The organism is Marinobacter sp. LV10R510-11A (assembly GCF_900215155.1).
GTDB lineage: Bacteria > Pseudomonadota > Gammaproteobacteria > Pseudomonadales > Oleiphilaceae > Marinobacter.
In genome coordinates this window covers 271,923-296,175 of sequence record NZ_LT907980.1, presented here as the reverse complement: position 1 = coordinate 296,175, position 24,253 = coordinate 271,923, and the positions used below count along the sequence as shown (strand labels likewise).

Genomic DNA, 24,253 nt, shown 5'->3' with positions numbered 1-24,253 from the left:
AATCATGACTTCAAAACTCGCCATCACGCCATTTATTCCCCAAGAATCTGCGCTTCAACGGCATGGAATTTTTGACCTGGTGAACCAGTTAGATCGTCAAGCAGCACAGCTCGCGAGGACGTTGCCCGCCGACAATGCTAACGCTATCCGGCGCCACATGGCCGTCATGAGTTCCTACTACTCCAACCTCATCGAAGGAAGCCTAGTGCTTCCACATGAAATTCGGGAGGCTCAGCGTGGGCACTACAGCGATGACCCAGTTAAACGTGGTCATCAATTAGAGGCTGTCGCGCATATAAAGGTTCAGGAATGGATTGAAGGCCAAGAACTAACATTGGAAACGGTTTGTTCGACGTGGTTCATTCTCGAACTTCATCGTCGGCTATATGAAGGGCTTCCAGAATCCTTGCGACAATTACATGATGAGAATGAAATCGTCGCAATGGTTGAGCCGGGCCAGTGGCGGCAACGGGATGTAATAGTCGGAGGGCATATTCCTCCCGTTGCAAAAGGACTGGCTAGCTTGATGGAGGGGTTTTGTGATGAATACCGCTCTGCCCACTATCAAGGCAAACACCGGCTTATCAGCCTCACTTGTGCTCACCACCGCTTTTTATGGATTCACCCGTTTTTGGACGGGAATGGACGGGTAGCTCGATTATGGACGGAAACTCTTTTTCGAGCAGGGGGATTGGAAAGCTGCGGCATCTGGAGCCTCAGCCGAGGGCTGGCCAGTCAGTCTCCAAACTACAAGGCAGCCCTGGCACAAGCAGACTATCCTCGGCAGGGTGCCAGTGATGGCCGTGGCCCCTTGAGCCAGGAGCGCCTAGCACTGTTCTGCAAGTTCACTCTAGAAACTGCGCTGCAGCAGGTTAACGACATTTCGGACATGCTTGAACGCAATGCAGATGAAAAATGGGTGCCTAATGCCGAAACCGTTCAGGCCATGAATGAGTTAGAGAGCGGGGCAGGAATTAAACTGAACGATCTGAGCACACTATTCCCTAGCGAGGATGAAAATAACTGAGAAAATTAACGCACTTTCCAAGACGGGCTTGGAGGTTCATTCCTGCAGCTCTTCCAATTTCTAACCAAGCCTGCATGGCAGCCCCGGATGGATGAGGCACAAAGCCGTGACACCAGTGACACAGGGAGTAGCCATCCCCCCTATCCTTTATCCGAAGGCGGCGATGGCTGGTTCCGATCTTCCATGAAATCATCTGTCACGCCTTCGTCGGAATCAAAGAACTCCTCCCATACGGGATCGGTTGGCCGATCGTAGCGTTTGACTGAATCTTTGAGTCGTTCTAGAGGCGTAAGCTCTTGCAGGAGAAGCTCAGCCAATTCGTCGGCATGAGCGCCTTTGGCGTCGAGGCCTTCCAGCAGTTCCTTTTCATTGATACGTTTTATGCTCACTGGACTCTCCTTACTGATTACAGGACATCCTACTGACACGATCACCTCGGGCCAAATGTATATTGAGCCACCTCTTCCCGATTGACCACAACCAGCGGTTGCGCAGCTGGTTCAAAGCTCTCATTTCTCAAAAATGATATTCAAAGACAACATCAGATAATGCACCAACGCGCAGCGCACAGGAATCCTCAGCTCATGCGACTGACTCATTCCATAATCCATTGCCACCATACTTTACTGGGCTTTGGTTAACCCGTGGTTCGGACCGACGACTAGATCAATGTGGTGTTGCCAGTTTTTATCATTTTCTGGATTGGCGTCCGGAAGGGCTTCACCAACTATTTCGGCCCCGGGTGCAATGCGCGTCAACACAAAATCACGAAAGTCTCTGTGCTTCTCGCGCCAAGCTCGAACATGCCAGCGTAATCCGCAATAAACCAGCGTATTGGGCGCAATAATCCGGTCTTCACCTTCCGGGCTCGAGTGAGAGTCTTGGAATCATAGAATAAGTGCAGCACTTTGGATTAACAGGTAGAGGTAGGAGGGCCCTTGCCGGTACCCTCATTCGCTTTACCGACCAAAGTGAAGAGAATCATGGGATACCGACAACTGACCCAGGCACAACGATACCAGATTTCGGCCTTCTTGAGAGTAGGCTGGAGCCAGCGGAAAATAGCCCGGGAGATCAACTGCCACAGCTCGACCATCAGTCGGGAGCTACGTCGTAATCGAAGCCTGACTGAATACGAGCCGATGGAAGCCAGTCGTTTGTCCATACATCGGCGCAAAGGAGCTCGCAAATCTCATAAACGAGCGCCCTCATTGATAGATTGGGTGGCCAAGCAGATTCAGAGTGAATGGAGTCCTGATCAGATAGCCGGTTTTATGAGGCGAGTTGGCAGTATCCAAGTCAGCCATCAGTGGATTTACAATCTGATTTACCGGGACAAAATAGCAGGTGGCGACCTCTGGAGGTATTGTCGCTTGCCTTACCAGAGACGTTATCAGCGCCATCTTGCCAAGCGAGCGGGGTTAGGCAAGATCCCGGATCGCGTAGGCATTGAGTGCCGCCCTAAAGCCGTCGATGATCGCCTGCATATAGGCCACTGGGAAGGAGATACAATCCTTCACGGGCATAAGAATTCAGGCGCGGTCACTCTGGTTGAAAGACGGTCCGGCTACCTGCTCGCAGGCTGTGTGCCGAAGCTGAAAGCCGACTTAGTTACAGACGTCATCATCCGTGAGTTAAGGCCGATCAGAGGGGCCGTACAGACGATGACACTGGACAACGGTTCTGAATTTTCGGACCACCAAACATTTAGCAAAGCGTTGTCGCTGACGTCGTATTTCTGTGACCCTTACCGGTCCAGTCAGCGTGGCTCCAACGAGAATACGAATGGCCTATTGAGGCAATACTTTCCGAAAGGCACTGACTTCGCCAAGGTGTCCAGAAAGGCAACCAGGCAAGCGGTGAACAGACTGAATAACCGACCACGAAAACGGCTGGGTTATCGCACACCGGCAGAAGTTTTCTGGGGCGAATACTCAGGAGGCTTGGATACGAGCGGTGCTGCACTTATTACTTGAATCCAGGTTACTAAAGGTAAAAGAAATAGGTCTGGAGCAAAAATCAATATTAATATTACCGCAATTACTGAACCAAAGATAAAGCCAAACCATAATACAAAAGCAGTTACCAAAAAAATTGTAACGAGCAAATTCCATAAAGCGCGAAATGGTAGCAATACGATATTTTTTAAAAGTAGCTCGTCCACAAATTTATAGCCTTCCAATTATTGTGTACATAACAGTATACCGCATTCCACGATATTGCAGAAAAGTGCGTTCTCGATAATGCCACTTTTCTGTTACGCTTCTCGTCAGAAAATTTTATATTTTACAATAGCTTAGTAAAATTATTCCTACATCGCCATGTAATCGCTTGGCTTCTTGATTCCTTGTTTGGCCTCCTAACCGAACCGCTCACCTGTTGCTCAGTAGAAAATATCATGCCTAGAAAATAAATATTTGTGCTCAGTTTAATTCCATCGGCTGCGCCAGCCGTTGAAGAGAAGCCTTCAGTGTCGTGCGACTAACAGCAAAGTGTTCAGCCACTTCTTTTTTCGTGATGTTCGGGTCTAACAGCATGGCCGCAGCCTTCTTCACATCAGCGTCTGACATGGCCGGTTTCCGGCCACCTTTTCGCCCTCGGGCCCGGGCTGCCTGCAATCCGGCTATCGTCCTTTCCCGAATCAGGTCGTGTTCAAACTCAGCCAAGGCACCGAAGATATGGAATACCAAGCGGCCACCAGAACTGGTGGTGTCGATGGATTCCGTCAGTGACTTGAAGCCGATTTCTCGATCATGGAGTTCCTGGACTATTTCAACCAGGTCTTTCAGCGAACGGGCAAGCCGATCCAGTTTCCAGACCACCAGAATGTCGCCCTTTCGGAGGGTACGCAGACACTGCGACAGCTCAGGTCGTTCCCGGAGCTTGCCGGTAAACTTTTCTTGAAAGATCTGTTCGCAACCGGCTTTCTCCAGAGCATCGACCTGGAACTCCGGATTTTGATCTTGGGTACTGACACGTGCATATCCTATGATCATCAAACGAGCCTTTTCTGGTCATAGTTTTTTGCACGTGATTCTTGGACGCAAAACAATAGGAAAATCGGTGTTTTTAGGATATGAAGCGGGCGTCCAGAAAACGACCGTTATATTAACGGCCAAGAACATTCTTGCGGTGGGGCTGCACCGCTCTGTTGAGGGAAAGGTCACGGAGGGGAGAAGTAAAATTTTAGCTTTTATGGTCGGTGCCGGGGAATGCACGAGGATTGAAAATGTCTGATCGCTCTTCCACCAGTCGCACATCGGAAATACCGCTGTGACGCGGATTCACCACCAAAACCTCTCCCAACCCACCTGAAACGGCGCAACTGGGAACAATTAACCCGAAACTCCCGCCCTTCTCCAACCACTGATCACCAATTTCCTGAGTTGACTCCGGAGCTGGGAATTGAGACCAGCCCTCCGGCCAGTCCTCCGGCTCCAGTCGATCGATCGGAGTATCATCGGCGATCTCGTAAATGCCCAACCGAAAAGAAGGCGGTGCCATTCGAGGCGTGCTCGTATAGTTAGCCATTTCCAGCATCGCCACGGCCGCCGACATTCCGAAATACAATACAGGCGTACCCGGCTTGTTCCACCGGGCACCATCCTCGTAGCTGCCACCCAACCCGTTAAGATTGTTCAGGTACTGTTTTTTTGTGATTCGAAAAATCAGCATTAGCTGAAATCTCCGTGCTCTATCTTATTGAGCACTTGGGACACCCACTGCCGGCCTTCAAACGTATCGAATAGATTGATTGGATTCTCGCCATCAAGGGCTGAAACTGGGCTGTTAAGCCATTGAATGGCCAACTCCCGAGACTCCCAAACATCAACAGCCTGACGAATCAGGCGAACGGCATCCAAGACTTCTTCGGACGTTTCTTTTGCTAGCGCCTTTTTTCGGTACTCACGACTCAGATTGCCCGATGACACATTCAAAATAGACAAAAAGGTATCTCGGAAACCTGTCGCATCGACCACGACCTTAACCCAGCTACCGGGAATACCTTTCCGGGCCATGTTAATAAAGGCTTTTTTGTTAGCAAATATCTCTAATGGAATCGTATCGAACACTGTACGATCCGCCGTAGCTTCCAGCTTTTCTAGCTGCGGACGGTACGTTTTCACTGCCTGAGCCCCAGCACTAACTCTGCCCGCATCGTTCTCTACCTGAGTATTCATAATGCACCTCGCCTCACTATGAGGTGATAATAACATCAAAATGATGATTGCGCATTAATTTAAGCTGCCAACTGTAAGCTCTTAATAAAGTTGGTAACAAAACGCCGTTATAGCCCCGCTATCATCCGTACTGAAAATTCCAAAACAAATAATAAAGTTGGTAACTTTTAGCAAAAAATCGCTATTTAGGTGCCGAAAAACCTGAAATCCGTACTAATAAAGATCGCGCCTCTTGATCGAAGAATTGCCGGGCGCAAGCCCGTTTCTTTAGTGGCGGGATAGCCCGGTTTCAGTTTGGTCTTTGCTGGCTTTGGACATAGTTTTTAACCACATCGAGCGAGGCCCCACCGGTTGGAACCTCGCAATAGCTGGGACTCCAAAAGTGGTTTCCCCACAGCCAGGGGCTGATTTCTTCGTGGAATTCACGTCGTAAAACGTAAGCAGTTTTCACTTTGCGATTCCCAGGAAGACAGCCAAACAGCGCTCAACCTCTACCAGTGTATCTGCGTCGATACGGCCAAAGGCTGCCCCTACTTTGTCGAGTCTCACCGTCACAGCCTTGTCGATCATTACCTGCGAAGGCTTCTGCAAACCGTTCTCGGCGTTTGGCTGAATGGTGATGCGCAGCAGTGGTGCAGAAACAAGCGTGCCGGTAACAGGCAAAACCGTTGTGCTCGTATGCTCCCTGAACTGATCAGCCTGAATAACCAAAGCAGGGCGCGGTTTTCCAAAGTCCCCTTGCACGGCGATAGTGATGAGATCACCGCGCTTCATTCTGTCCAGCCCTCAATATCATCCAAGGCTTCATCCATAAGCCGCTGCGTTGCTTTGTCGGCGCTATCGGCCTGAGACACAATCAGGCATTGGCGGCGGCACTCTTTCGCAAAGTCAGGGCGGCGAGTGTCCGGCACCCAAATCTGAATAGGTCGAAGCCCTGCCATGCGCAATGCGTCGCGGTGCTTTTGAACTCGTGCGTTAACGTGGTTAGTGGCCATGCAAATCTCCATAGGTGATGTTACATGTTACATATCACAATCGTTACATGCAACGCGCTTGGAATCAGCAGATACACCCCTCTGTACCTACCTTCATTTGCCAAGACAGCCTGAAAATGGTGATATTGAGCGTAAAACGCACCTAATAGCGTAAGTTTCATAAAAAAACCACGAATGAAGGTAGGTACAGGGGGGGGGTATCTACTCTTCTGGCAGGTGCCGGTTAGTGCCCTGCCCTTCCGACGAAATAACCCACGGTTTTGCTATAGCGTTAGCAGCTAGCGGTTCCACATTTCCCACCATGCTGCCTGGTACGACATTCCACGACTTATTGCCGCGTTAGGAGCTAACGGGCTGCTGATTGTAGATGCCATGGCATCGCGCTCTCAAAACGCACAGAACTAGGTATCACGCGACAGTTAAAAGCACTTAGCTAATCAAAATTACAGTGTATTCGCTTTGTTTTTAGTGAATGGAAGCACAATTCTATTACTCAACTCTTACCTCGGGTCGCATCAATATACATGAGCACCCGAACCAGGCCCTGGCAGCTCTCCATCATCTGTCGAGGTGATTGCCCGAAATACCGGTTCTCGGTTGCCACCCAGTGCTTCATGTTTTTTTGGTTACCGTTAACCAGCGCATACAGGCCCTGGTATACCCGAATGAACATTAGGGCCAATTCACCAGCTTTTGAGTTCGGGTCGATACCGTTACGGACTACACCGGTGCGTTCACAACCGATGATTGCAGCAGCCTCTGTCTTGCTGAAACCCAGAGCTTCTGCGGCATTAAACAAGGCTTTGCCCAGAATCTTCCAGTCATGAATCTTGTTATCTTTTCGTGTAACCGTAATCACAAAGTATCTCCTATACTGTTACGGCAGTTAGTATAGTGGATAAGCAAAGCCGCGAACGTCACGGCATCATCGCCATGGCCTTTTCAAACCTGAAAAAACGAATGCTAAAGTGACTGTTTTGATTTCTAGGCTAACGACGCACAGGGCTATCGGGTGCAATCGAATTGGTATTGACTGGCTCTGTGGCGATCTCCATGGCCAGCATAACGCACTGCAAAGCGCTTTAGACGTCATTGATCGTGATCCAAATTAGTCATCATCCTCACTTGGGAATAGCGTACTAAGGTCGTCTAATGTTGGCCGGCTGATCACCTCAAATGAAATCTCAAGGCCGAGCGTGGCTAAGACACGATACAAATCAGTGATGCGGCCGGTATACCTTCCATTTTCCATTTCATTGACCCGCTTGCGTAGAACGCCAGTTTCATCTGCTAGGGCCTGCTGTGTTTTGTAGCCCAGCGCTTTTCGACGCGCCCTTATTTGTTCGCCACGTTGTTCTGCACTGTAACTCATGTAACTACCATCCTTTCTCACGGTGAAGCGTATCCGGCCATAATGCGTCAATATATTCACAATTCGGTACTACATTCCTTTTTTGTGAACATATTGGTGCATTTCAAGCAAATGATAAAATGTCCGCTCCTTGCTTTTACCAACCCATATTGGCCGAGGCTTTTGGTATCTGGGCCGAACTGTTCAGGCTGTTAAGCGTGGATAAGACGCACAGAACTAGGTATTAGGCGACATTTTTAGCACCCCACCCTTTCGGTGAGATAACCCACGGTTTTGCCAATAGTGTTCGCAGCTAACGGTTCCAAATTTCCCACCAGTTATCCGGCGTGATATTTCACGGCCTGTTTCTGGCCTGCTGGAAACTACCGCAAAACCAGATCAGTATAGGGAGTATCAAAAAAACAACATTCCAATATGTGGTGGTTCCGTGCGGTTTGAGTTGACTCCCCATCAATATATTCCTCGAAATATAGAGGGCCAGGACTGGCTCTGTGGTGATCTACATGGCCAGTATGAAGCACTGCAAGGGGCTCTGTCTGAAGTCGGTTTCAACTCAGCATTGGATCGGCTTTTCCTGTTGGGCGACGTCATTGATCGTGGTCCAAAATCGCGAGAACTACTGATTTGGGTGTTATCTACGGATTATGTGCACTGTCTCATGGGAAACCACGAATTAGTGTTTGCGGCTAGCTCGTTCAACGTCCGATATAGAGATAAGCATCGAGCGATCGGAGGTGAGTGGGTCGATCACATCGACTTTTCTGAGTATCGAAAACTGACTACCCAGTGCGTTCAACAGATGCCTTTGACGATCACGCTGGCATGCGACGACGGCAGCCTAGGCCTAGTGCATGCTCAAAGCCCTGCGGATAACTGGCAGGATGTTCAACAGGCGGTACCGTCTGACAAATTCGCTGTTGATTGTACCTGGCCCTGGAATCGAGCACAGGGATCAGACCAAACCATCGCTAGCGTGACAGCGGTTGTGTCGGGGCATATCGGTACGGCTAATGTGATTCAAAAAGGAAATCAGATCTGGATAGATACCCTGGAGCAAACCGGGAAAATGACGTTGGTACCCGTTAACGATATTTTTGACTGGGTTAGGAGATACACATCGGATGGATGAGCGGCCCTTATTGATTGTTGATCTGGAAGCGACTTGCTGGGAGAACCGGGTGACTCCGGAAGGCGAACCCCAGAGCATCCACAATATGGAAATTATTGAGTTTGGATGTGTACTGGCGACACGAGCCGGCGAAACGCTAGACAGCAAATCGTTCTTGGTGCGGCCAACGAAAAACCCGAAACTCAGTGAGTTCTGCACAGCGCTCACCAGTATCAGTCAGTCGATGGTTGAGACAGCGCCGCCCTACTCCGAAGCCTGCGAAATGCTCGATGCGTGGTTGGGACAACCGCATGAGAATTTTATCTGGTGTAGCTGGGGCAATTACGATCGTCTACACATTCGGGCTGCCGGGCAGGAGTATGGCACCGCTCCCACTTTCACACATTGCCCACACTTGAACTTAAAAAGGATCTGGCGCCGAACGACTGGGCAGAAACGGAAAAACGGAATGATTCACGCCCTAGCATTTCACGGTCTAACGATTGAGGGGCACCATCATCGCGGTGTGGACGATGCCCGCAACATGGCGCGCTTACTCCCTTTCATGGACTGGTCGCTGGAAGCAGAGTTGTTGACCCAGCCCGACATCAAGCGCCTGAAAGGCTGCGTTACGTCGGATCGAGTCATCAGTAATGAGGAAATGGACCTGGCGATCCGAGAGAAAGCCGGGCGTGTTTCTGAGTGAGTTTTCACAATTAGTACCAATTAGTAATGCGCTTTACTAATTAGTAAATCGCATTACTAATTGGTACTAAGTGCATTTGGAGAAGAGCTTTGAGGCTCGTTTGTATTTCTGACACCCACAGCCTACACCGGCGCATTCCAGACATTCCGGACGGCGACGTATTGATCCATGCCGGTGATTGCCTAGGTGCGGGCACCCTGGAGAATGTGGAAGACCTCAATGATTGGCTGGGTACCCTGCCCCATCGCCACAAAATTGTGATTGCCGGAAACCATGACTGGGTATTTCAGGAGGCGCCGGCGCTGGCCAGAGACGCGCTGACCAACGCAATCTATCTTGAGGATAGCGGCATTGTAATTGAGGGTGTCAGATTTTGGGGGTCACCCTGGACGCCAACATTTTTGGATTGGGCGTTCATGCTGGATCGCGGGGAAGCCCTGCATGATCGATGGATGCAGATTCCAGAAGACACTGATGTACTCATTACCCACGGCCCGCCAAAAGGCATCGGGGATGAGGCGTCCATGGGGTTTCGATGCCAAAATGTTGGGTGCGTGGACCTGCTACATCGAATAGAACAGATGCGGCTGAAAGCGCATGTTTTTGGCCACATTCATGAGGGCTATGGAGAGTACACCCTGGGCAATACCCGTCTTGTTAATGCCAGCACATGTACGGTCCGATATGAGCCGACGAATCCAGCTATCGTTTTGGACATCTGAATCGGAAGGAGTTCCCAATGACCGCGTAAGAATTGATCAAACACTTAACGCGCCTGCCTGCTGATACACAGGTGCTCGTGGAGGGTTACGAAAATGGCTACGATGATATTGTTGAGCTGCGGGAACTGGATGTGTTTCGGTACAAAACCGCGCAGGAATGGGATGGCGAGTACCAGACGATCAAAGCGCTCCCCGGTTTCCGGGATAAAGAGACGTTTCCAGCTGCGGTGATCCAAGGTCGTCGCGGTAATTTGAGATGAAATCATGACCGACAGAAAAAGATACTCCCTAAAGAATCTTGTAAAACAGTGTGACCCCGATGCGCCAGTTTCCCAGGACATGATCGACTGGGAAAATGCAAAGCTGATCGGCCTTGAGCAAACGGTAATGGATAATCAGGTTGATATCCGGGAGGCCGTTCTAAAGTTTCGGGAGTTACTTTCAGGTGAGGTCACACAGTTGGTTCTGTTTGGTAGCCGAACCCGTGGCGATTACAGGCCCGACAGTGATGCCGATGTGGCCGTTCTACTTCGTGGCGAGCCTGGGGATTTTGTCGAAATGAAACTAGGCCTTGCCTGCCTGGCTTACGAAGTGCTGCTGCAGACTGGCGTTCGTATTCGACCATTTCCGGTTTGGGAAACCGAATGGTGTGACCCTGAAAAGTCCCAGCACCGGGATACCCTGGAAGTCATCGCCCGCGAGGGCATCACCCTCTGGCAAGCCTGACGATTAACCCTATACTGGCCAAATCATGACTTCAAAACTCTCCATCACGCCATTTATTCCCTAAAAATCTGCGCTTCAACGGCATAGAATTTTTGACATGGTGAACCAGTTAAATCGTCAATCAGCATAGCTGGCAAGGATGGCGCCCGCCGAAAATGCCAACACAATCTGGCGTCACATGGCCGTGACACCTATGATATAGGGAGCGGCCATTACCTATTCTTTGTCCGAAGCCGGTGATGGTTGATCTCGATTTTCCATAAAATCGTCTGAGACGCCTTCGGTTAATGGTTTGCGGAATGCATGGCATCAGGCCACAGCTGCCTCCTTATCCTTCAGCGTCAGCTCTACGTGGAAGTTCGCCGAACCGGTCAGGTTGACCAAGGCGTCGAGGCCAAACTTGTTGATGCGGCCGTTCAGCAGGTCGTTCAGGCGGGGTTGGGTGACACCCAAGCGCTGCGCCGCATCTTTCTGGGTGACGTCTCACTCCTTCACGCGCCTGGTGATCTGAATCATCAGCTCGGAGCGCAGGCGCATGTTCAGGGCTTCTTCAGGGGTGTCTTCAATCGCATCCCACACACTTTCGAATCGTTCGTCTGCCATGTCTGTCACCTGGTTGGTATGATTTGGGACGTAAGATTTTATCCTTGTTTTTTCCGGGGTCTGCCCCCCTTGAGGCCATTCGCTCTGGCGGCGTTGCTCTTGGCTGAGCTACGGCTTTTTCCGCCTGCTGCACCAAGTTCGCGAGCCATCCACTCCTTGGTGCCAAACTGCCCCTCTAGGAGCGCTGGCACATAGAGATCAACATCGAGTTGAGGCCAGTGCAGCCCGAGCCCAGAGGGCGATATTTCGATCTCGGATAAGGCATCCGGCGTCGCATCGGCAAGCCCTTCTACCAGGTGCGGGGGAAGTGCGAGCTCAAGCCCTGTGTGAAGGCTGACAATTACTCGATTGTTACGGCGATTGTATCGGGCTGCCGTGGCGTGAGCATGGCTGCGTTCGGCGGCCATACGGTCTTCTGCCTGCTTGATGACATCATCAGTCATAGCCATGAAATTCCCTCCATTTGGCGCATAACGCCAACAGTTCTGCCGATAGTGCAGGCGCAATACGTTTGAGCTCGGGTGAGTTGAAGCGATAGCTTTCGCGCAACTCCGGTGGCCCACTGTGGCAGTTCAGAATAAATACTGCCTCACCGCCTTTGCCGATGACATGGACGTGCGCCGGTCGATGGTCGATGGTCGTTGGGATAGATGACGGCCCTTAAACCATCGAAGCGGATGATAGTTGGCATGGCGACAGCATAGCATAAACCCAAGCGGTTAGGTTTTAGGCCAGTGGTCGCAGAATGTCTGTTAAGTAACTTGTATGTAAGCAAAGTTATTTCTTGGGAATGTCTGCGAGGCGAGCATCGTAGTTAAAATCCATCACATCACTGGTGGTGACTGCGTGGAAGTCGGGATGTTCGGGGGATATAAGAATGTTGCGCTCTCCGGGAATCAGGGCACTGGGTACCGACAGGGCTAGGGATTTTCCGGATTCAATCCATTGATCTCCAATAGCCTCAGCATCTTTACTAAAAGGCTCATTCCAGCCATCGCCCAGGGCGCTATCATCTAGCACCATTATCAACTCTTCAGGGACATAAATCTCTATGCGCTTGAACGGCTGCAGGACGCTGAGAGGTACGTGAACAAGCTGCTCGTAAGCCGCCAGTGAAAGGCTCTGAGAAAGATAGATAACGTGATGGCCGGGCGTGTTCCAACGCCCCCCGTGAAGGTACGAACCCTCGCCGGAGAGCATCTGGCGGGGGTTCTTAGCGTACTCAGGATCGCTTATACGGTGAAAAGTCTCATCACTCATGTTGGGATGCCGTGGCGTATCCGGCCAGTCAGCTGCTCGACCTGGTCAGCACCGTATTCTGTTCTGGCTCGCTCAAGGGGCGTTTCACCTTTGAAAGCATGGGCCGGCGTCTTCAGCCAGCCCCGGGCGGCTTCCTTATCACCGTGAAACATCTCGGCCGCCAGTCTGGATAGCTTTGCGTAGCGATAAACCCGATCAGATTCCGTTGAGTCCAGCTTGCCCTTCACCTTTCTTCGACTGTAGGTGGCAGAGGTCAAGCTTAAAAGATGAAGGCCCTCAGCGTTACTCACCCCGAGGAACTTGAAGAGCCGTTCGATTGAACCGACAGGCAGCCCTTCCCGGAAAAATGCTGAATACTCACCTTGCTGCTTGCGGATCTCAGCTCCACGACGAGCACCGAAAATGATGACGGTCTCAAGTTTGAGCTCGGACTCATCCTGATCAGGTCGAAAAACTTCTTTTTCTAACCTTTTTTCGCTACGCCCAATAGTTATCATTTGATAGGCCTTAGATTTTCATTTGAAACCATTGTGCGCCGGAAGGTGTGCCCAAGGCAACACGCAGGCGGAACGTGTCAACCTCATTTGAACCAACTCGTTGCTAATTAAATTGCTTTCAGTATAGCTCTCTGCAGCGTCGGGAAGTTTACTCCTTGCTCAGCAACAGATGGTTCGGCATCGTCTGGTATTGGGTTGATAGCCACTTCTTGTGGCGGTAGTTTGACGAGGGGTCGTCCTCGACTGAACCGTTCTGGATGTATGGCAAAGGCTTCATTCAGAGCGTCTTGACGCACTCGGGCAATGTCTACATATTGGCCTGTAAACACCTGTGCTGGCGTAAATGCGTATTCCGGCGAACGTGAACACTCATTCCGGCTGAACGTGAACACCTTTTTTCTTAACGCATTACCCACCGAGGTTTGTACCCCGGGTGTTCACGTTCAGTCAATTTCCTGAAGTCGTTTTCTCATCGATTCTCCATTTAGTGCCCAGCGATGGGCGTTATGCATCAGCCGATCCAGGATCGCGTCGGCCAGGGTGTTGTCACCGATCGCGGCATACCACTGATCGATGGGCAGTTGGCTGATGATCAGGGTTGAGTGGGTGCCGTGCCGATCATCCATGATCTCCATCAGGTCGTTTCGGTGCGCGGGGTTCAGGGCTTCCAGCCCCCAGTCGTCCAGGATCAGCAGGTTTATTTTGGCCAGCTGGCTCAGGGTCTTCTGGTAGGTACCATCTGCTTTGGCCTGAGTCAGTTCCAGCATTAATCGGGAGATTCGATAATACCGAGCACTGAGACCGTTCAGACAGGCCTGATGGCCGATGGCACAGCCCAAGTATGTTTTGCCGCTCCCGCAGGGGCCGGTGACCAGCAGGTTCTGTCCTCGTTCCAGCCAATTGGTCTGGGCCAACTGTGCCACTTGGGCTTTTTTGAGATTGCGCGGGTGCTGGTAGTCGATGTCCTGGACTGAGGCCCGGAGCTTGAAGCGAGCTTGGCGAACCAGGCGATCCTGCTTTCGGTGCTCCCGTGTCTGGAACTCCCGGTCGAGTAACAGTTCCAGGCGTTCGGTGAACGATAGCTCGTCATAGGTGCCTGGCTGGTTTTGTTGATGTTCCAGGGCGGCGGCCATGCCGCCCAGCTTCAGGTCTCTCAGTCGTGTCAGAGTCTTGAGGGTGCTCATGGTGGTGTCTCCTAGTGGAAGCTCTTCGGGCCACGGATGTTCTCGTGGTGCTGGGGCAGTTCTGCGTGCAAGGGCAGTTGTTCCGGCAGCTTGTCGCGGTTGCTCTGGAGAATGGCCTTGATGTGTTTCAGCCGGTTCAGGCCCTCCCGATTAGCGATACGGCAACTGGCATTCAGCCGTGGACTGGGGTAGGCCTTGCTCAGGTTCAGCAACCCGAGGCAGACCCGGTAGGCCTGCTCCGGATGCTCCCGTTCATCCAGTCGGTCACTGACCCAGATCAGGGTGTCTGGCCCGATATCCCGTGCCCAGTTCTTGAGGCGTCCGGGCGTCCACTGTTGTTGCTTTCGGTGGCGGGTGGGCATGTGTCCTGACTCGGTGGTGATACCGAACTGGTGACTGCGAGGATGGCTGGCGATCTGCCGTTGCCGGAAGTAGATCTGCACCAGACGCTCACTGGCATGGATATCCACTCGTTCGCCCACATACTGGTGCGGCACCGAGTAGTGATGCTGCTGGAACTCGATGTGGTAATCGATGTTGACCCGGCAACGCCGGATCTCGACGTACTCATAGGGGTGTTTGGGTAGTGCCCTTAGAGCGGGCTGATCGAGCGTCTTGAAGGCTTCCTGCCGGTTCCCCGGAAGTCGTTTGAACGGCCGGCTGTTCAGGTCATCCAGCAGGGACCGGATGCACTGGTTCAGGTCGGCCAAGGTGAAGAAGGTGTGGTGACGTAATCGGGCCAGGATCCAGCGCTCAACGATTTGTACGCCCACTTCCGCCTTGGATTTATCCTTGGGCTTGTAGGGCCGTGCGGGTAGCACCGCGACCTGATAGTGCGCCGCCAGTTGCTGGTAGCTGGGATTCAGGTCCGGATCGTATCGACAGGCTTTGCTGACACCGCTACGGAGATTATCGGGGATTACCATCTCCGGAATGCCACAGAAGAATTCAAAGGTGCGCACGTGACTCAGCAGCCAGTCCTGCAATCCCTGGCTCCAAGTGGCTTCCGCGTAGGTGTAATTAGAGGCCCCCAGCACGGCGACAAACACCTGAGCCGTGCGGATTTCGCCGGTTTGCGGGTTGATGATGGGTACGGTGGGGCCGCAATAATCCACGAAGCACTTTTCACCGGCCTTGTGGATCTGGCGCATGGAGCGCTTTTGCTGCTTTTGCCAGTGCCGGAAGCGGTCACAGTATTGAGAGTAGCTGTAACACCGGTTGGGGTAACGAGCGGTGTACTCCTCCCACAGCAACTGCTTGGTGACGTCTTTGCGCTTGAGTTCCTGGTAAACCGTCGTCCAGTCAGGCACCTGATAGCGTGAAGATGAGGTGGGATCGGAGCCGGGATAGAACATGGCCGCCAGGCGGCCATCGTCCACATCCTCTGGCAATGGCCAGGTAATCTCTAAGGCATTGGCCCGAGACAAGAGCTTCTGGATGGCTCCGACACTGGTCTTGGTGCTGGCGCTGATCTGCCGGATCGAGAGCCCGGCTTCCAGCCGCAGACGAAGTACTTCTCTGATTTTGCGCATTGGCATTCTCTTAGCTGGCATGACTCCGATCCCCAAAAAAGGACTCAGAGTAGCAAGCGGTTGAATAACAATGCGTTAAGAAAGGTTCTGGTTGAACGTGAACACCGATTCCGGAAATGTGAACGCTGATTCCGGAAAATATCCCAAAAGTGTTCATCTTCAGCCGGAATAACTGTTCACGTTGAACCAGAATAGGTGTTCACGTTCGCCCGGAATGGGTGTTCATGATGGGCCGGAATACGCAGTAAATCCTTCAAGACTGCTGTGGTGGTGCATATGGTTGTACCACTCCACGTAATCGTTACACCAGCGCATGGCATGGTCATAATGATCAAAGCGTCGCGGGTAGTCTGGCTGGTACTTGAGTGTTTTAAATTGTGCTTCACTCATTGGGTTATCATTGCTCACGCGGGGCCGGCTATGACTGGCGGTTATGGCCAGCTCGGAGAGCAAGTCTAGGTAACAGTGGGCGGTCATGGGAGCACCACGGTCTTGGTGCAGCGTAAGATGGCCAGGCACGATGTCGTAGCGATGCGCGGCTTCGTCCATCAGTTGTGATGACAGGGCGCTATTTTCCTTGCGGGACAGCATCCAGGCGACAATATAGCGACTGAACAAATCCATAACTACGTACAGAGACAAGTACTCACCGCGCTTACGCGTCGGCAGTTTGGCAATGTCCCACGTCCAGACCTGATTGGGCTCTGTGGCCAATAGGCGCGGTATCGGATTCGATTGTGGTGCGCGCTGAGCGCGTCGTTCGCCCTGCAGGTTTTGTTTACGTAGCAAGCGATGCATGGTGCTTACCGAACACAGGTATCGGCCTTGTTGAAGCAGGTTGTGATAGACCTGTATGGGTGGCTGATTGCAGTGGCTTTCGCTGTTCAACACATCGAGTACCTGCTGCTGTTCTTTCGCGTCCAAGGCCTTGGGTTGCCTGGCGTCTTTTCTGCAGCGCAAAGGGGGTTCCTGAGGGCCGGTGAAGCTCAATCTCTGACGCACTGACCGAACAGTATTGCGACAAAGGTTCAAGACCTTGCAGGCCAATCGTTCTGTAAGGCCGTTGGGTAATGACGCTGCCATCATCACGACTGCGAGTTCTCTTGATCGAAAGCTTCGATGAGTGCCAAGGCTTTTTTTTGGAGTGAGATACAGCTGTCTTTAACGTCAAGCTGACGGCGCAAACGTCCAAGTTCTTTTTCGAGCTGCTCAATGCGTTTTTGCTCAGCCGTTTTGGAGGCCGCAGGTCCTGGCTGAGACTTGTTCAAACCCGCAACGCCTTGTTCAGCGAACTCTCGGCGCCACTGGGCAAGCTGGTTTGAATAAAGCTTCTCACGCCTTAACAGAGGGCCTAGCTCCCCATGCTGGCAGGCATCGGCTTGCTGTAGGACAGACAACTTATACTCTACAGTGAATGAGCGACGCCCCCGCTTTTCCAGCTTGGGATTAGGTAGAATTTGTGTCATCGGCTTTGGCATAACGGTCTCCTAAAGCACCCTGATTTCTATGTTAACTCAAAATCAGTTGGTTCATGCTTAGGTTGGCACACAGGGCAGGTACATTACGTATAAGGAGTTGCCCGAGTAATAGGGAAGAAAAACGTTTATGGATTTACTCATTTATCCATTGATTGACCAGTTCGTTAATTTTCCGACCTTCTTGCGCAGCCAATTGCTGATTATCACTAAGGAGAATACACAATGACTCGTAATGGTATGCGCCCTATTCATCCGGGGGAGATTCTTCGAGAAGAGTATTTGAGTCCGCTGGAAATGAGCGTCAATGTACTCTCCATGGCGCTGCATGTTCCGGCAACTCGCATGAATGAAATTGTCCGAGAAAACCGAGGTATTACTGCGGATACAGCGCTTCGGCTTGCGCGCTACTTCGGCACCAGTGATCGCTTTTGGCTGAATCTGCAAACAGAATATGAGCTTCGCCGAGCCCAGATCAGCAAAGCGGAGCAAGGCGGCCCTGGCACAAGCAGACTATCCGAGGCAGGGTGCCAGTGATGGCCGTGGCCCCTTGAGCCAGGAGCGCTTAGCACTGTTCTGCAAATTTATGCTCAAAACCGCTCTGGGTCAGATGAAACACATTGGCCTGGAAAACCAAGAGCTGACAGCCTTGGTGAAGGAGCGAAGTGCAGAGCTAAACATTCGGGTCGATCTGGACAAGCTTTAAATATTCGCCTTCATCCAAACCATCAACCCTAACGGAATGTGAAAACTCCCATCGGCGAGATAGATGTAGGATCATAATGAAGTCCGTAACAAGGTAATCAAGTTGGTAACTCGTTCCACTGGGAAACGCGAAGGATGAATGCCGCAAGTGCAGCTTTAAGCGCCGCCCTTCGAGTGTTACTATGTACTTTTCTTGTAACACACGAGGGATAAGCTATGAATGAAGCAACAGCAACCTTCACCTTCCGAGTAGACGAAGGTCTAAAATCAGAGTTTTCCATTGCGGCCAAATCCCGCGACCGTACCGGAGCCCAACTCCTGCGCGACTTTATGCGTGATTTTGTGCGGCAGCAAGAAGAAGCCGCCGCACATGACGTTTGGTTTCGTCGCCAAGTGCAAGTCGGCTTGGATTCAGCCAATACCGGCAATTTGGTTCCCGCCGCCGAGGTAGAAGCCAAGTTTGCAGCCAGGCGAACTGCAACGCGCCGTCGGCTTGAAGCATCTAAATGATGGAATTATTCTGGACGCCAGAGGCGATAAAAGACCGCGATGATATTTATGATTACATTGAGGCCGACAATCCCGCCGTCGCCTTAACGCTCGATGAGTTGTTGTCGGAGAAGGCTTCGCGCTTGGTCGATCACCCGAACCTTGGTAGGCCCGGTCGTTTAACTGACACACGTGAGCTGGTTGCGCATGAAAACTATATCCTGGTCTATGACCTAGCCGGAGATCTGGTGCGCGTGTTGCGTGTCCTGCACGCGGCCAGGCAGTGGCCATAAATTAGTTACCGACTTTATTTTTATTGTTCTGAGCTTTGAGGCAACAGAATGCGGCCTGTAGAGATGTTTAGTTACCGATTTTATTAAGACCCCACAATAGAAATTCTGGTAGTTGATTGGAAGTTCATTTCTGTAGTTCTTACCTAAAGTCTTCGGTTTCTAGCCAGGCTCGCATGGCAGGCCCTCGCCTCAGTCGGCCAGATTTCTCCCAGTCTGATACCCAACCCAGGACGCGACCGAAGTCCACAACGTCATTAATATCCGACGGCTGCACGTTTGGCACCACTTGATTGTTCAGTTCAATGTGGTTGTGCAGAAAATCGAAAACGGCTCGCTCGTAGCTGGCACTGATACACAAAGGCGTCTCAACGTCCCATTTAGCCAGGATTTCGGACACATCAACCAGCTCTTGACCCCCAAAAAAGGAAGAGGTATCCGGGTAATTCTGGCCCGCAATGTGCCATTTATCCGGTGATCCGACAGGATGCCAAAACGGCTTGAACCGACGCCCCGGATGGATGAGGCACAGAGCAGTGACACTTGTGATGTAGGGAGTGGCCATTACCTATCCTTTGTCCGGATCCGGTGATGGTTGATCTCTATTTTCCATAAAATCGTCTGAAGCGCCTTCGCCGGACTCAAAGTACTCGTCCCAAACGGGATCGGTTGGCCTGTCATAGCGTTTGACTGACCCTTTGAGTCGTTCCAGAGGCGTAAGCTCCTGCGACAGGAGTTCTGCAAGCTCATCCGAGTGTGAGGTTTTTGCATCGAGTCCTTCCAGCAGTTCCTGTTCAGTAAATCGCTCAATGGACATACTTCGCTCTCCTCAGCAGCATGAATAATCAGTGCTCCTGCTAATGTAACAGCTAGTCAGCTTCGGCAGTTATTCAGAAAAGCCTGCATCCACTTATTTTTAGCAGGCGGCGGCCTGTACAAAAATTAGGCACTGAACAACCGAAACACTTAGACCCGGATACAAAAACCGCTCAGAGTCACACGCCCATTAATAGAGATTTGAGGTCCGAATTATCCAGCCGTCAGCAGCCATCACCGATGGAACTTCCTCGTAAGCGCCCGCATGCTCACCTATTACTTGAACGACAGACTGCGTCACATCTATCATCTTTTCAGCGGTCAGCAATATCATTGTCCAAGTTGCGTTCGGATATGCTGCCTTAAACTGGCTACCCGTGTATTTTAAAACGCAGAGCCTTTCATTTTCAGACAGGTAGATGCTTGGATCATTGCGGCGAGATGACTTCACTTCTACCAGCAGCAATCGAAACCCATCATCATTGTGCTCAAAATCTAGATAGTCGTAACCTAGTCCATCCCAGCGACTGGCGAGGTGTAGGGCTTCATACCACGTTGCTTCGGTGCAGGGAGCCTCCGGCAACTTCAAAAGTTCACCGATTGCTCTAGGGTATTCTTGCGTAATTCGAGCATATTCACCACGTACTAGGCCCAAGAGCTCTTGCTGTTCTTCTACTTCTAGGGCTGCTGCACGCCTTGCTGCAGGGAACACAGTTAGCTTTTCCGCGAGGCGCCCACTCTTAGATCTATTCACCTGGTCTTTAATTCGATCTTCCTCTGACATGGCCTCAAATATCCGTCCAGGCGAGCGAGGAATCTGAGGCGACCACTTGATCAGCGGAGCCTTCAAATCAGAAACAGCACCCCTGGGGATATGCAAACCCATTCGCTCGGCTTCCCGCTCCGCCTTTCTTAGCTCTCCATTTAACCGGCCCTTTAAGCTGTTGAACTGCTCCTCAGTCAGAGACAAGGCATCCAAGACCCACTGGAAAGGCTCAAAATTATAGCTAAGCCTAACACTGTCTTCCTGAAGCAACGTAATCCAGTCATCGTCATCGTAATCACCAAATTTCTCAGTCGCTGCAAGCTGCGATTTGTGCTGCTCTACGAACTCGAGCAATCGCGATTGATTGGTGAACTTTGGATCTAAGGGGCCCAGATAACCTTTCAATTCATCGGGTAATTGATGAGTGATTTGATCAAAAGATACTTGAAGCCCCTTCAACAAGTTTTGATCGCGCCAATTGGTTTTGCTGAACTCAATACCTGTGATTGCAGAAAGTTCGCTGACGAGCGCATCAAGCTTAAGGTCGGGGAGCCAGTCGCGAATCAACGCACTCGCATCGGCAACCGCATTTCTGGAGAGATCGACGGTTTCTGTCGACATCGACGATTCAACCAATTTTTTGAAATGAAGAGCTAACTGAGGTCTACGGAAGACCTCTTCTGAGAACCAATCACATAACTGATATTTAAATTCAGGAGCGGACTGGTCTGCTCTGCTCCAAATGTAGAGAGCCAGATTACGACTAGAATCAGCTCTTAGTGGCTCCCATAACACTCGCTTCTTGGAAAGCATGGTTGATGTAGACTGCACCTCAACTTGGTTGGTACCTATCCTCTCATCTTGTTGTGCGTGCTCCCCCCGCAGCACTACCAATGTCTGCCAACGCTTCTGAATGGTTGATTCCTGAACCTCAACCAATCCGGGTAAATCGCCATAGCAAGCAAGCGCAAGAAAATAAGGCAGGTATTCGGTCTCCAAAAGGTGCCGCATATCTTCGCTTTCAAGAAACTCAGATGCCGTAGATATGGGACTTCTTAATGACAGCGAGTGGACGCGATCCAGCCTGCTTGCCAGAGTCCCGAGATCACCATTTGCAAGCCACCAGTAATGTGCAGCACTACTGATTTTCCCCCTCGTATTTCGTAGCGCTTCTGATACATACCAGACTGCATCCGCGGGGCCTGCCATACCGCGTTTGCGTGATATATTTTCCTCATACAGCAGAGGAATTCGATTCAACATACTAGGCGCTGGCGGCTGCTCTGAGTTAATAAGCAATTTATTAACTTGTTTTATTATTTGCCTATAAACCGACCTGATACTTCCAGAAATATTCTGGGCGTGCGAGCAGTTCACCGCAATATCTTCTAAGGTTCGAACTAGCTTTTTCAAATCAACAGTTTGCTCAACAGAGCGTACACCGAGATTTTCTAAAAAATGCTTCTCCGAAACACCGAGTGCATCTGATTCTAGTACTGGAAAGCCAAGGACATCTCCTTGAACCAATCCAAAATACGCCATAGAAGGCGACACTAGGCCTCGAGAGCCGGATGCTACCTTTAACCAAGGCAAGTCCGCCAAGTCCTTTAATGCTTTTTTGACCTCATCTCTCTGGAGATCACTACTCATCCATACTGAATAAGATATGGAAAGGAGTTTTAAAGCACTATTTCCAGATAGTAACGTGCCGTCTTTAATAGGCACCTGCCACTTGCCGCCCGTATCCTTACTTGAAACCAAAGGAACGACATCCCACACACCCCAATGTCTCAGTATTCTCAGGTAATCAGACCCTAGAATCTGCTCGCAAACCGCATCGTCGATTTGACTCACTCGCTGCAAGTCCAGGTAGGCTGAAAGATCAGGTGCCAAGAAGGACTCTCTAACCTGAGCCCAGGAACCAGAAGGCAAAACGGGTATCAACAATCGCTGAGAAGGAAATGCATCGTCTCGCGCAAGAAATCGCCAATTAGTATGCCCAGAGGACCCTTCCTCCTTGCGTGGGGAGTATATGTCGCGAGCCGCCCTCAGAAATCGAAGCTTCAGATCTTCACAAGTTTCATAACGCAGACCTCGAACAATCGCGCGGAGGACAGAAATGGCTTCATATTCCGACCAGACGCCGCCTTCCCTTAAAGTTTCAGCGAGCTTAGCGTCTCCCGGAAATCGCCATTCCGTTACAGCAATGCCGGGGAGATCGATAGGATCCCCTTTCAAACCGGTACTTGCCCTCCCTCTACAAAAGAGGCCAGCAATAGAGCCGTCTCTTTTGGGGCGTGGTAAAGAACAGGCGCTTGTCACGAGCGGATCTTCTTCAGTTCCTTCGTCGTTGAGACTTGTCGGAACTATTTTTAGGTCATCTTTTGCAAAAGAAACAAGGTAAGGGTCAAGAGAGTCACGGTAATAAGTCTTACTGTGACTATAGTCAGCCTTTGGAGGAATATAGGCTGCAATTAACTGATAAAGCTCATCAAAATAGCTCTTACGGCGTTCGCCTGCGCTAGAAACAGCAGCACCAATTAACTGAGAAAGCAGCTGACCATTCCCTATCAGGCGTTTGGAGATAGCTTTGGCCAATGGGCCGCTACCTCGAAGCAGCTGGAAAACATAAGGAAGTCGCGCCACATTGCTATTCTCAATAATACTAGAGAACAAGGCATCGACGGCTAGCTCAAGCAGTAGCTCGTTATACCTATTGTTCTGGAAATCAATGTGTTTCCTCGATTCAGAGAGGTAAAAATCGCCTTGAATATGAAGCGGGCTCCCTGTGTCCACCTCCGTTGGCAGGTAACCATGAAACTTGCCAGCAGCAAATTCTTCCCCTTCTTTTGGCAGTTGAAAACCTAGCACCAGCTTCGACAGACGTTTAAGCTCAAAGCCCAGACTGTCCCTTGCATTCGTAAGCTCGTCGGCAAGATTACTTGTATCAACCTCAACACGGATCCACGCATCAGACGCGGTGAAGAGCGGTTTGCTCACGTTTCCGCTTCCAGACTTAATAATAAGGTTTAACGGCGTTTTGTCAGCACGGACGTCACAAACAAACTCAAGAGAAGCGGCTTTCAATTCCTTCAAAGGGCCCGACACGAGCCTTTCAAAATCTTTGTGTTCAATATCCTCAAGCTCTATCGCTGTAACTGCCCCTTCCTCTTTCCAGAGGGGATTAGAAGTAAACTCGGGGAAATAGAATGAGGGAGCTAACCTCCGAAATTGCTTCTCTATACCGGGAGTCTCTAGTGCATCTAGGATAAGGTCAGCAGAATGCGAATCCTCCCAGCGGTCCAGATGGCCAGGCGTGAAGGGCCGACGCAACCGAATCCCCCAGCTTCCAATATCTGTCTCTCCTCTCGTTCGAATCGAAACAGCACTACAAAACTCCCAGACAGATTTAAAACCGACTCCCTTATTTCCAATCGACTCACCAGGTTTCTTGTTGCTGGTATCGATAGAGCAAAGGGCAGCCAGATCCGACCGAGGCTCTCCTCTCCTTGGGTGCGCTTCAAATGGCTGCCCATCATTTGCCACTGTAAGGGATCGTGAATCGGGGTCGACGACGATCCAAATGGTCGTTTCCGCCCGATCTACGGCGTTCTGCAAAAGCTCATATAGAACCCTGCCACGATAGTCATTGGTGACTGCACGCTCGTGAGCAATATGTCCGGCTACCGTATCGGGGTGCTCTTGATACAGCTTACATTTCTCGCGAATCATCTCTTCAACAATGGACTTTATAGACATAAAACTCTTCCGTGCTTTCTAAAATCCATTAACGACCGAA

The 24,253-nt window shown here is 51.0% G+C and carries 32 protein-coding genes and 1 pseudogene; 11 read left to right on the top strand and 22 right to left on the bottom strand.

The window, feature by feature from the left end:
- The first annotated feature begins 4 nt into the window (after window positions 1-4).
- Window positions 5-1,027 carry a Fic family protein gene (locus tag CPH80_RS01555; RefSeq protein WP_096275294.1) on the top strand — a complete coding sequence of 341 codons (1,023 nt, stop codon included), beginning with the start codon at window positions 5-7 and terminating at the stop codon, window positions 1,025-1,027.
- A gap of 140 nt (window positions 1,028-1,167) precedes the next feature.
- Here the strand turns inward: CPH80_RS01555 and CPH80_RS01550 are convergent, their stop codons facing one another.
- Window positions 1,168-1,416, bottom strand: coding sequence for a hypothetical protein (locus tag CPH80_RS01550; RefSeq protein ID WP_096275293.1), 249 nt, complete (start codon window positions 1,414-1,416; stop codon window positions 1,168-1,170).
- Window positions 1,417-1,650: 234 nt separating this feature from the next.
- Window positions 1,651-1,857 carry a hypothetical protein gene (locus CPH80_RS22190; protein ID WP_413772280.1) on the bottom strand — a complete coding sequence of 69 codons (207 nt, stop codon included), beginning with the start codon at window positions 1,855-1,857 and terminating at the stop codon, window positions 1,651-1,653.
- A gap of 153 nt (window positions 1,858-2,010) precedes the next feature.
- Between CPH80_RS22190 and CPH80_RS01545 the strand changes: the two genes are divergently transcribed.
- Entirely contained in the window at window positions 2,011-3,003 is a 993-nt protein-coding gene (locus CPH80_RS01545; RefSeq protein WP_096281304.1) for an IS30 family transposase, read from the top strand.
- Window positions 3,004-3,450: 447 nt separating this feature from the next.
- Here CPH80_RS01545 and CPH80_RS01540 read toward each other — a convergent pair whose 3' ends face one another.
- The 8 genes from CPH80_RS01540 to CPH80_RS01505 all read right to left on the bottom strand — a co-directional run bounded on the left by CPH80_RS01540 (window position 3,451) and on the right by CPH80_RS01505 (window position 7,575).
- Entirely contained in the window at window positions 3,451-4,023 is a 573-nt protein-coding gene (locus tag CPH80_RS01540; protein WP_096275292.1) for a recombinase family protein, read from the bottom strand.
- Window positions 4,024-4,213: 190 nt separating this feature from the next.
- Window positions 4,214-4,702: an RES family NAD+ phosphorylase gene (locus tag CPH80_RS01535; RefSeq protein WP_096275291.1), complete on the bottom strand. Its 489-nt coding sequence runs from the start codon at window positions 4,700-4,702 to the stop codon at window positions 4,214-4,216.
- Window positions 4,702-5,208 carry an antitoxin Xre/MbcA/ParS toxin-binding domain-containing protein gene (locus CPH80_RS01530; protein ID WP_096275290.1) on the bottom strand — a complete coding sequence of 169 codons (507 nt, stop codon included), beginning with the start codon at window positions 5,206-5,208 and terminating at the stop codon, window positions 4,702-4,704. Before CPH80_RS01530 ends, CPH80_RS01535 begins: the two co-directional genes overlap by 1 nt.
- Window positions 5,209-5,497: 289 nt before the next feature.
- Window positions 5,498-5,659, bottom strand: coding sequence for a transposase (locus tag CPH80_RS01525; RefSeq protein ID WP_227520312.1), 162 nt, complete (start codon window positions 5,657-5,659; stop codon window positions 5,498-5,500).
- A complete protein-coding gene (locus tag CPH80_RS01520; protein ID WP_096275289.1) occupies window positions 5,656-5,982 on the bottom strand; it encodes a type II toxin-antitoxin system PemK/MazF family toxin in 327 nt (108 codons plus the stop codon). Before CPH80_RS01520 ends, CPH80_RS01525 begins: the two co-directional genes overlap by 4 nt.
- Window positions 5,979-6,203: an antitoxin MazE family protein gene (locus tag CPH80_RS01515; protein WP_096275288.1), complete on the bottom strand. Its 225-nt coding sequence runs from the start codon at window positions 6,201-6,203 to the stop codon at window positions 5,979-5,981. The genes CPH80_RS01520 and CPH80_RS01515 overlap by 4 nt, the downstream gene beginning before the upstream one ends.
- A gap of 493 nt (window positions 6,204-6,696) precedes the next feature.
- On the bottom strand, window positions 6,697-7,062 hold the full coding sequence (locus CPH80_RS01510) for an MbcA/ParS/Xre antitoxin family protein (RefSeq protein ID WP_197703592.1): 366 nt from the start codon (window positions 7,060-7,062) through the stop codon (window positions 6,697-6,699).
- A 249-nt stretch (window positions 7,063-7,311) separates the two neighbouring features.
- Window positions 7,312-7,575, bottom strand: coding sequence for a helix-turn-helix domain-containing protein (locus tag CPH80_RS01505; protein WP_096275287.1), 264 nt, complete (start codon window positions 7,573-7,575; stop codon window positions 7,312-7,314).
- A 427-nt stretch (window positions 7,576-8,002) separates the two neighbouring features.
- On the opposite strand from CPH80_RS01505, the gene CPH80_RS01500 reads away from it, so the two are divergent.
- The 5 genes from CPH80_RS01500 to CPH80_RS01480 all read left to right on the top strand — a co-directional run bounded on the left by CPH80_RS01500 (window position 8,003) and on the right by CPH80_RS01480 (window position 10,837).
- Window positions 8,003-8,704, top strand: coding sequence for a metallophosphoesterase (locus CPH80_RS01500; RefSeq protein WP_157746836.1), 702 nt, complete (start codon window positions 8,003-8,005; stop codon window positions 8,702-8,704).
- Window positions 8,697-9,389 carry a 3'-5' exonuclease gene (locus tag CPH80_RS01495; RefSeq protein WP_096275285.1) on the top strand — a complete coding sequence of 231 codons (693 nt, stop codon included), beginning with the start codon at window positions 8,697-8,699 and terminating at the stop codon, window positions 9,387-9,389. Before CPH80_RS01500 ends, CPH80_RS01495 begins: the two co-directional genes overlap by 8 nt.
- A gap of 89 nt (window positions 9,390-9,478) precedes the next feature.
- A complete protein-coding gene (locus tag CPH80_RS01490; protein ID WP_096275284.1) occupies window positions 9,479-10,111 on the top strand; it encodes a metallophosphatase domain-containing protein in 633 nt (210 codons plus the stop codon).
- A gap of 32 nt (window positions 10,112-10,143) precedes the next feature.
- On the top strand, window positions 10,144-10,371 hold the full coding sequence (locus CPH80_RS01485) for a hypothetical protein (protein ID WP_227520311.1): 228 nt from the start codon (window positions 10,144-10,146) through the stop codon (window positions 10,369-10,371).
- A gap of 4 nt (window positions 10,372-10,375) precedes the next feature.
- Window positions 10,376-10,837: a nucleotidyltransferase domain-containing protein gene (locus CPH80_RS01480; protein ID WP_096275283.1), complete on the top strand. Its 462-nt coding sequence runs from the start codon at window positions 10,376-10,378 to the stop codon at window positions 10,835-10,837.
- A 309-nt stretch (window positions 10,838-11,146) separates the two neighbouring features.
- Here the strand turns inward: CPH80_RS01480 and CPH80_RS01475 are convergent.
- The 9 genes and pseudogenes from CPH80_RS01475 to CPH80_RS01435 all read right to left on the bottom strand — a co-directional run bounded on the left by CPH80_RS01475 (window position 11,147) and on the right by CPH80_RS01435 (window position 17,391).
- A pseudogene (locus tag CPH80_RS01475) lies at window positions 11,147-11,440 on the bottom strand (helix-turn-helix domain-containing protein).
- A 38-nt stretch (window positions 11,441-11,478) separates the two neighbouring features.
- The gene (locus tag CPH80_RS01470; protein ID WP_096275282.1) at window positions 11,479-11,889 is read right to left on the bottom strand and encodes a DUF2442 domain-containing protein; all 411 of its coding nucleotides are present in this window, start codon (window positions 11,887-11,889) and stop codon (window positions 11,479-11,481) included.
- Window positions 11,876-12,076: a DUF4160 domain-containing protein gene (locus tag CPH80_RS23245; RefSeq protein WP_227520556.1), complete on the bottom strand. Its 201-nt coding sequence runs from the start codon at window positions 12,074-12,076 to the stop codon at window positions 11,876-11,878. Before CPH80_RS23245 ends, CPH80_RS01470 begins: the two co-directional genes overlap by 14 nt.
- Window positions 12,077-12,217: 141 nt before the next feature.
- Window positions 12,218-12,700 carry an RES family NAD+ phosphorylase gene (locus CPH80_RS01460; RefSeq protein ID WP_096275281.1) on the bottom strand — a complete coding sequence of 161 codons (483 nt, stop codon included), beginning with the start codon at window positions 12,698-12,700 and terminating at the stop codon, window positions 12,218-12,220.
- A complete protein-coding gene (locus CPH80_RS01455; protein ID WP_096275280.1) occupies window positions 12,697-13,197 on the bottom strand; it encodes an antitoxin Xre/MbcA/ParS toxin-binding domain-containing protein in 501 nt (166 codons plus the stop codon). Before CPH80_RS01455 ends, CPH80_RS01460 begins: the two co-directional genes overlap by 4 nt.
- Before the next feature lie 443 nt (window positions 13,198-13,640).
- Window positions 13,641-14,381: an IS21-like element helper ATPase IstB gene (gene istB, locus CPH80_RS01450; protein ID WP_096275279.1), complete on the bottom strand. Its 741-nt coding sequence runs from the start codon at window positions 14,379-14,381 to the stop codon at window positions 13,641-13,643.
- Between the two features lie 11 nt (window positions 14,382-14,392).
- Window positions 14,393-15,934 (bottom strand): IS21 family transposase, encoded by a 1,542-nt coding sequence (istA, locus tag CPH80_RS01445; RefSeq protein WP_096275278.1) that lies wholly within the window; start codon window positions 15,932-15,934, stop codon window positions 14,393-14,395.
- Window positions 15,935-16,135: 201 nt separating this feature from the next.
- Window positions 16,136-16,996: an IS3 family transposase gene (locus tag CPH80_RS01440; protein ID WP_227520555.1), complete on the bottom strand. Its 861-nt coding sequence runs from the start codon at window positions 16,994-16,996 to the stop codon at window positions 16,136-16,138.
- A gap of 2 nt (window positions 16,997-16,998) precedes the next feature.
- Complete coding sequence (locus CPH80_RS01435; RefSeq protein ID WP_096275276.1) at window positions 16,999-17,391, bottom strand: hypothetical protein; 393 nt, start codon at window positions 17,389-17,391, stop codon at window positions 16,999-17,001.
- A gap of 222 nt (window positions 17,392-17,613) precedes the next feature.
- Between CPH80_RS01435 and CPH80_RS01430 the strand changes: the two genes are divergently transcribed.
- From CPH80_RS01430 to CPH80_RS01420, 4 genes are all read left to right on the top strand, one after another.
- The gene (locus tag CPH80_RS01430; RefSeq protein ID WP_172898576.1) at window positions 17,614-17,925 is read left to right on the top strand and encodes a HigA family addiction module antitoxin; all 312 of its coding nucleotides are present in this window, start codon (window positions 17,614-17,616) and stop codon (window positions 17,923-17,925) included.
- 13 nt (window positions 17,926-17,938) lie between these two features.
- A complete protein-coding gene (locus CPH80_RS21915) occupies window positions 17,939-18,094 on the top strand; it encodes a hypothetical protein (protein WP_197703591.1) in 156 nt (51 codons plus the stop codon).
- 215 nt (window positions 18,095-18,309) lie between these two features.
- Entirely contained in the window at window positions 18,310-18,603 is a 294-nt protein-coding gene (locus tag CPH80_RS01425; protein WP_096275275.1) for a CopG family ribbon-helix-helix protein, read from the top strand.
- Entirely contained in the window at window positions 18,600-18,875 is a 276-nt protein-coding gene (locus tag CPH80_RS01420; RefSeq protein WP_413772256.1) for a type II toxin-antitoxin system RelE/ParE family toxin, read from the top strand. The genes CPH80_RS01425 and CPH80_RS01420 overlap by 4 nt, the downstream gene beginning before the upstream one ends.
- Before the next feature lie 139 nt (window positions 18,876-19,014).
- Here the strand turns inward: CPH80_RS01420 and CPH80_RS01415 are convergent, their stop codons facing one another.
- From CPH80_RS01415 to CPH80_RS01405, 3 genes are all read right to left on the bottom strand, one after another.
- Entirely contained in the window at window positions 19,015-19,437 is a 423-nt protein-coding gene (locus CPH80_RS01415) for a hypothetical protein (RefSeq protein ID WP_096275274.1), read from the bottom strand.
- A 3-nt stretch (window positions 19,438-19,440) separates the two neighbouring features.
- Window positions 19,441-19,689 (bottom strand): hypothetical protein, encoded by a 249-nt coding sequence (locus CPH80_RS01410; RefSeq protein ID WP_096275273.1) that lies wholly within the window; start codon window positions 19,687-19,689, stop codon window positions 19,441-19,443.
- 189 nt (window positions 19,690-19,878) lie between these two features.
- Window positions 19,879-24,213 carry a sacsin N-terminal ATP-binding-like domain-containing protein gene (locus CPH80_RS01405; RefSeq protein WP_096275272.1) on the bottom strand — a complete coding sequence of 1,445 codons (4,335 nt, stop codon included), beginning with the start codon at window positions 24,211-24,213 and terminating at the stop codon, window positions 19,879-19,881.
- Between the last annotated feature and the right edge of the window lie 40 nt (window positions 24,214-24,253).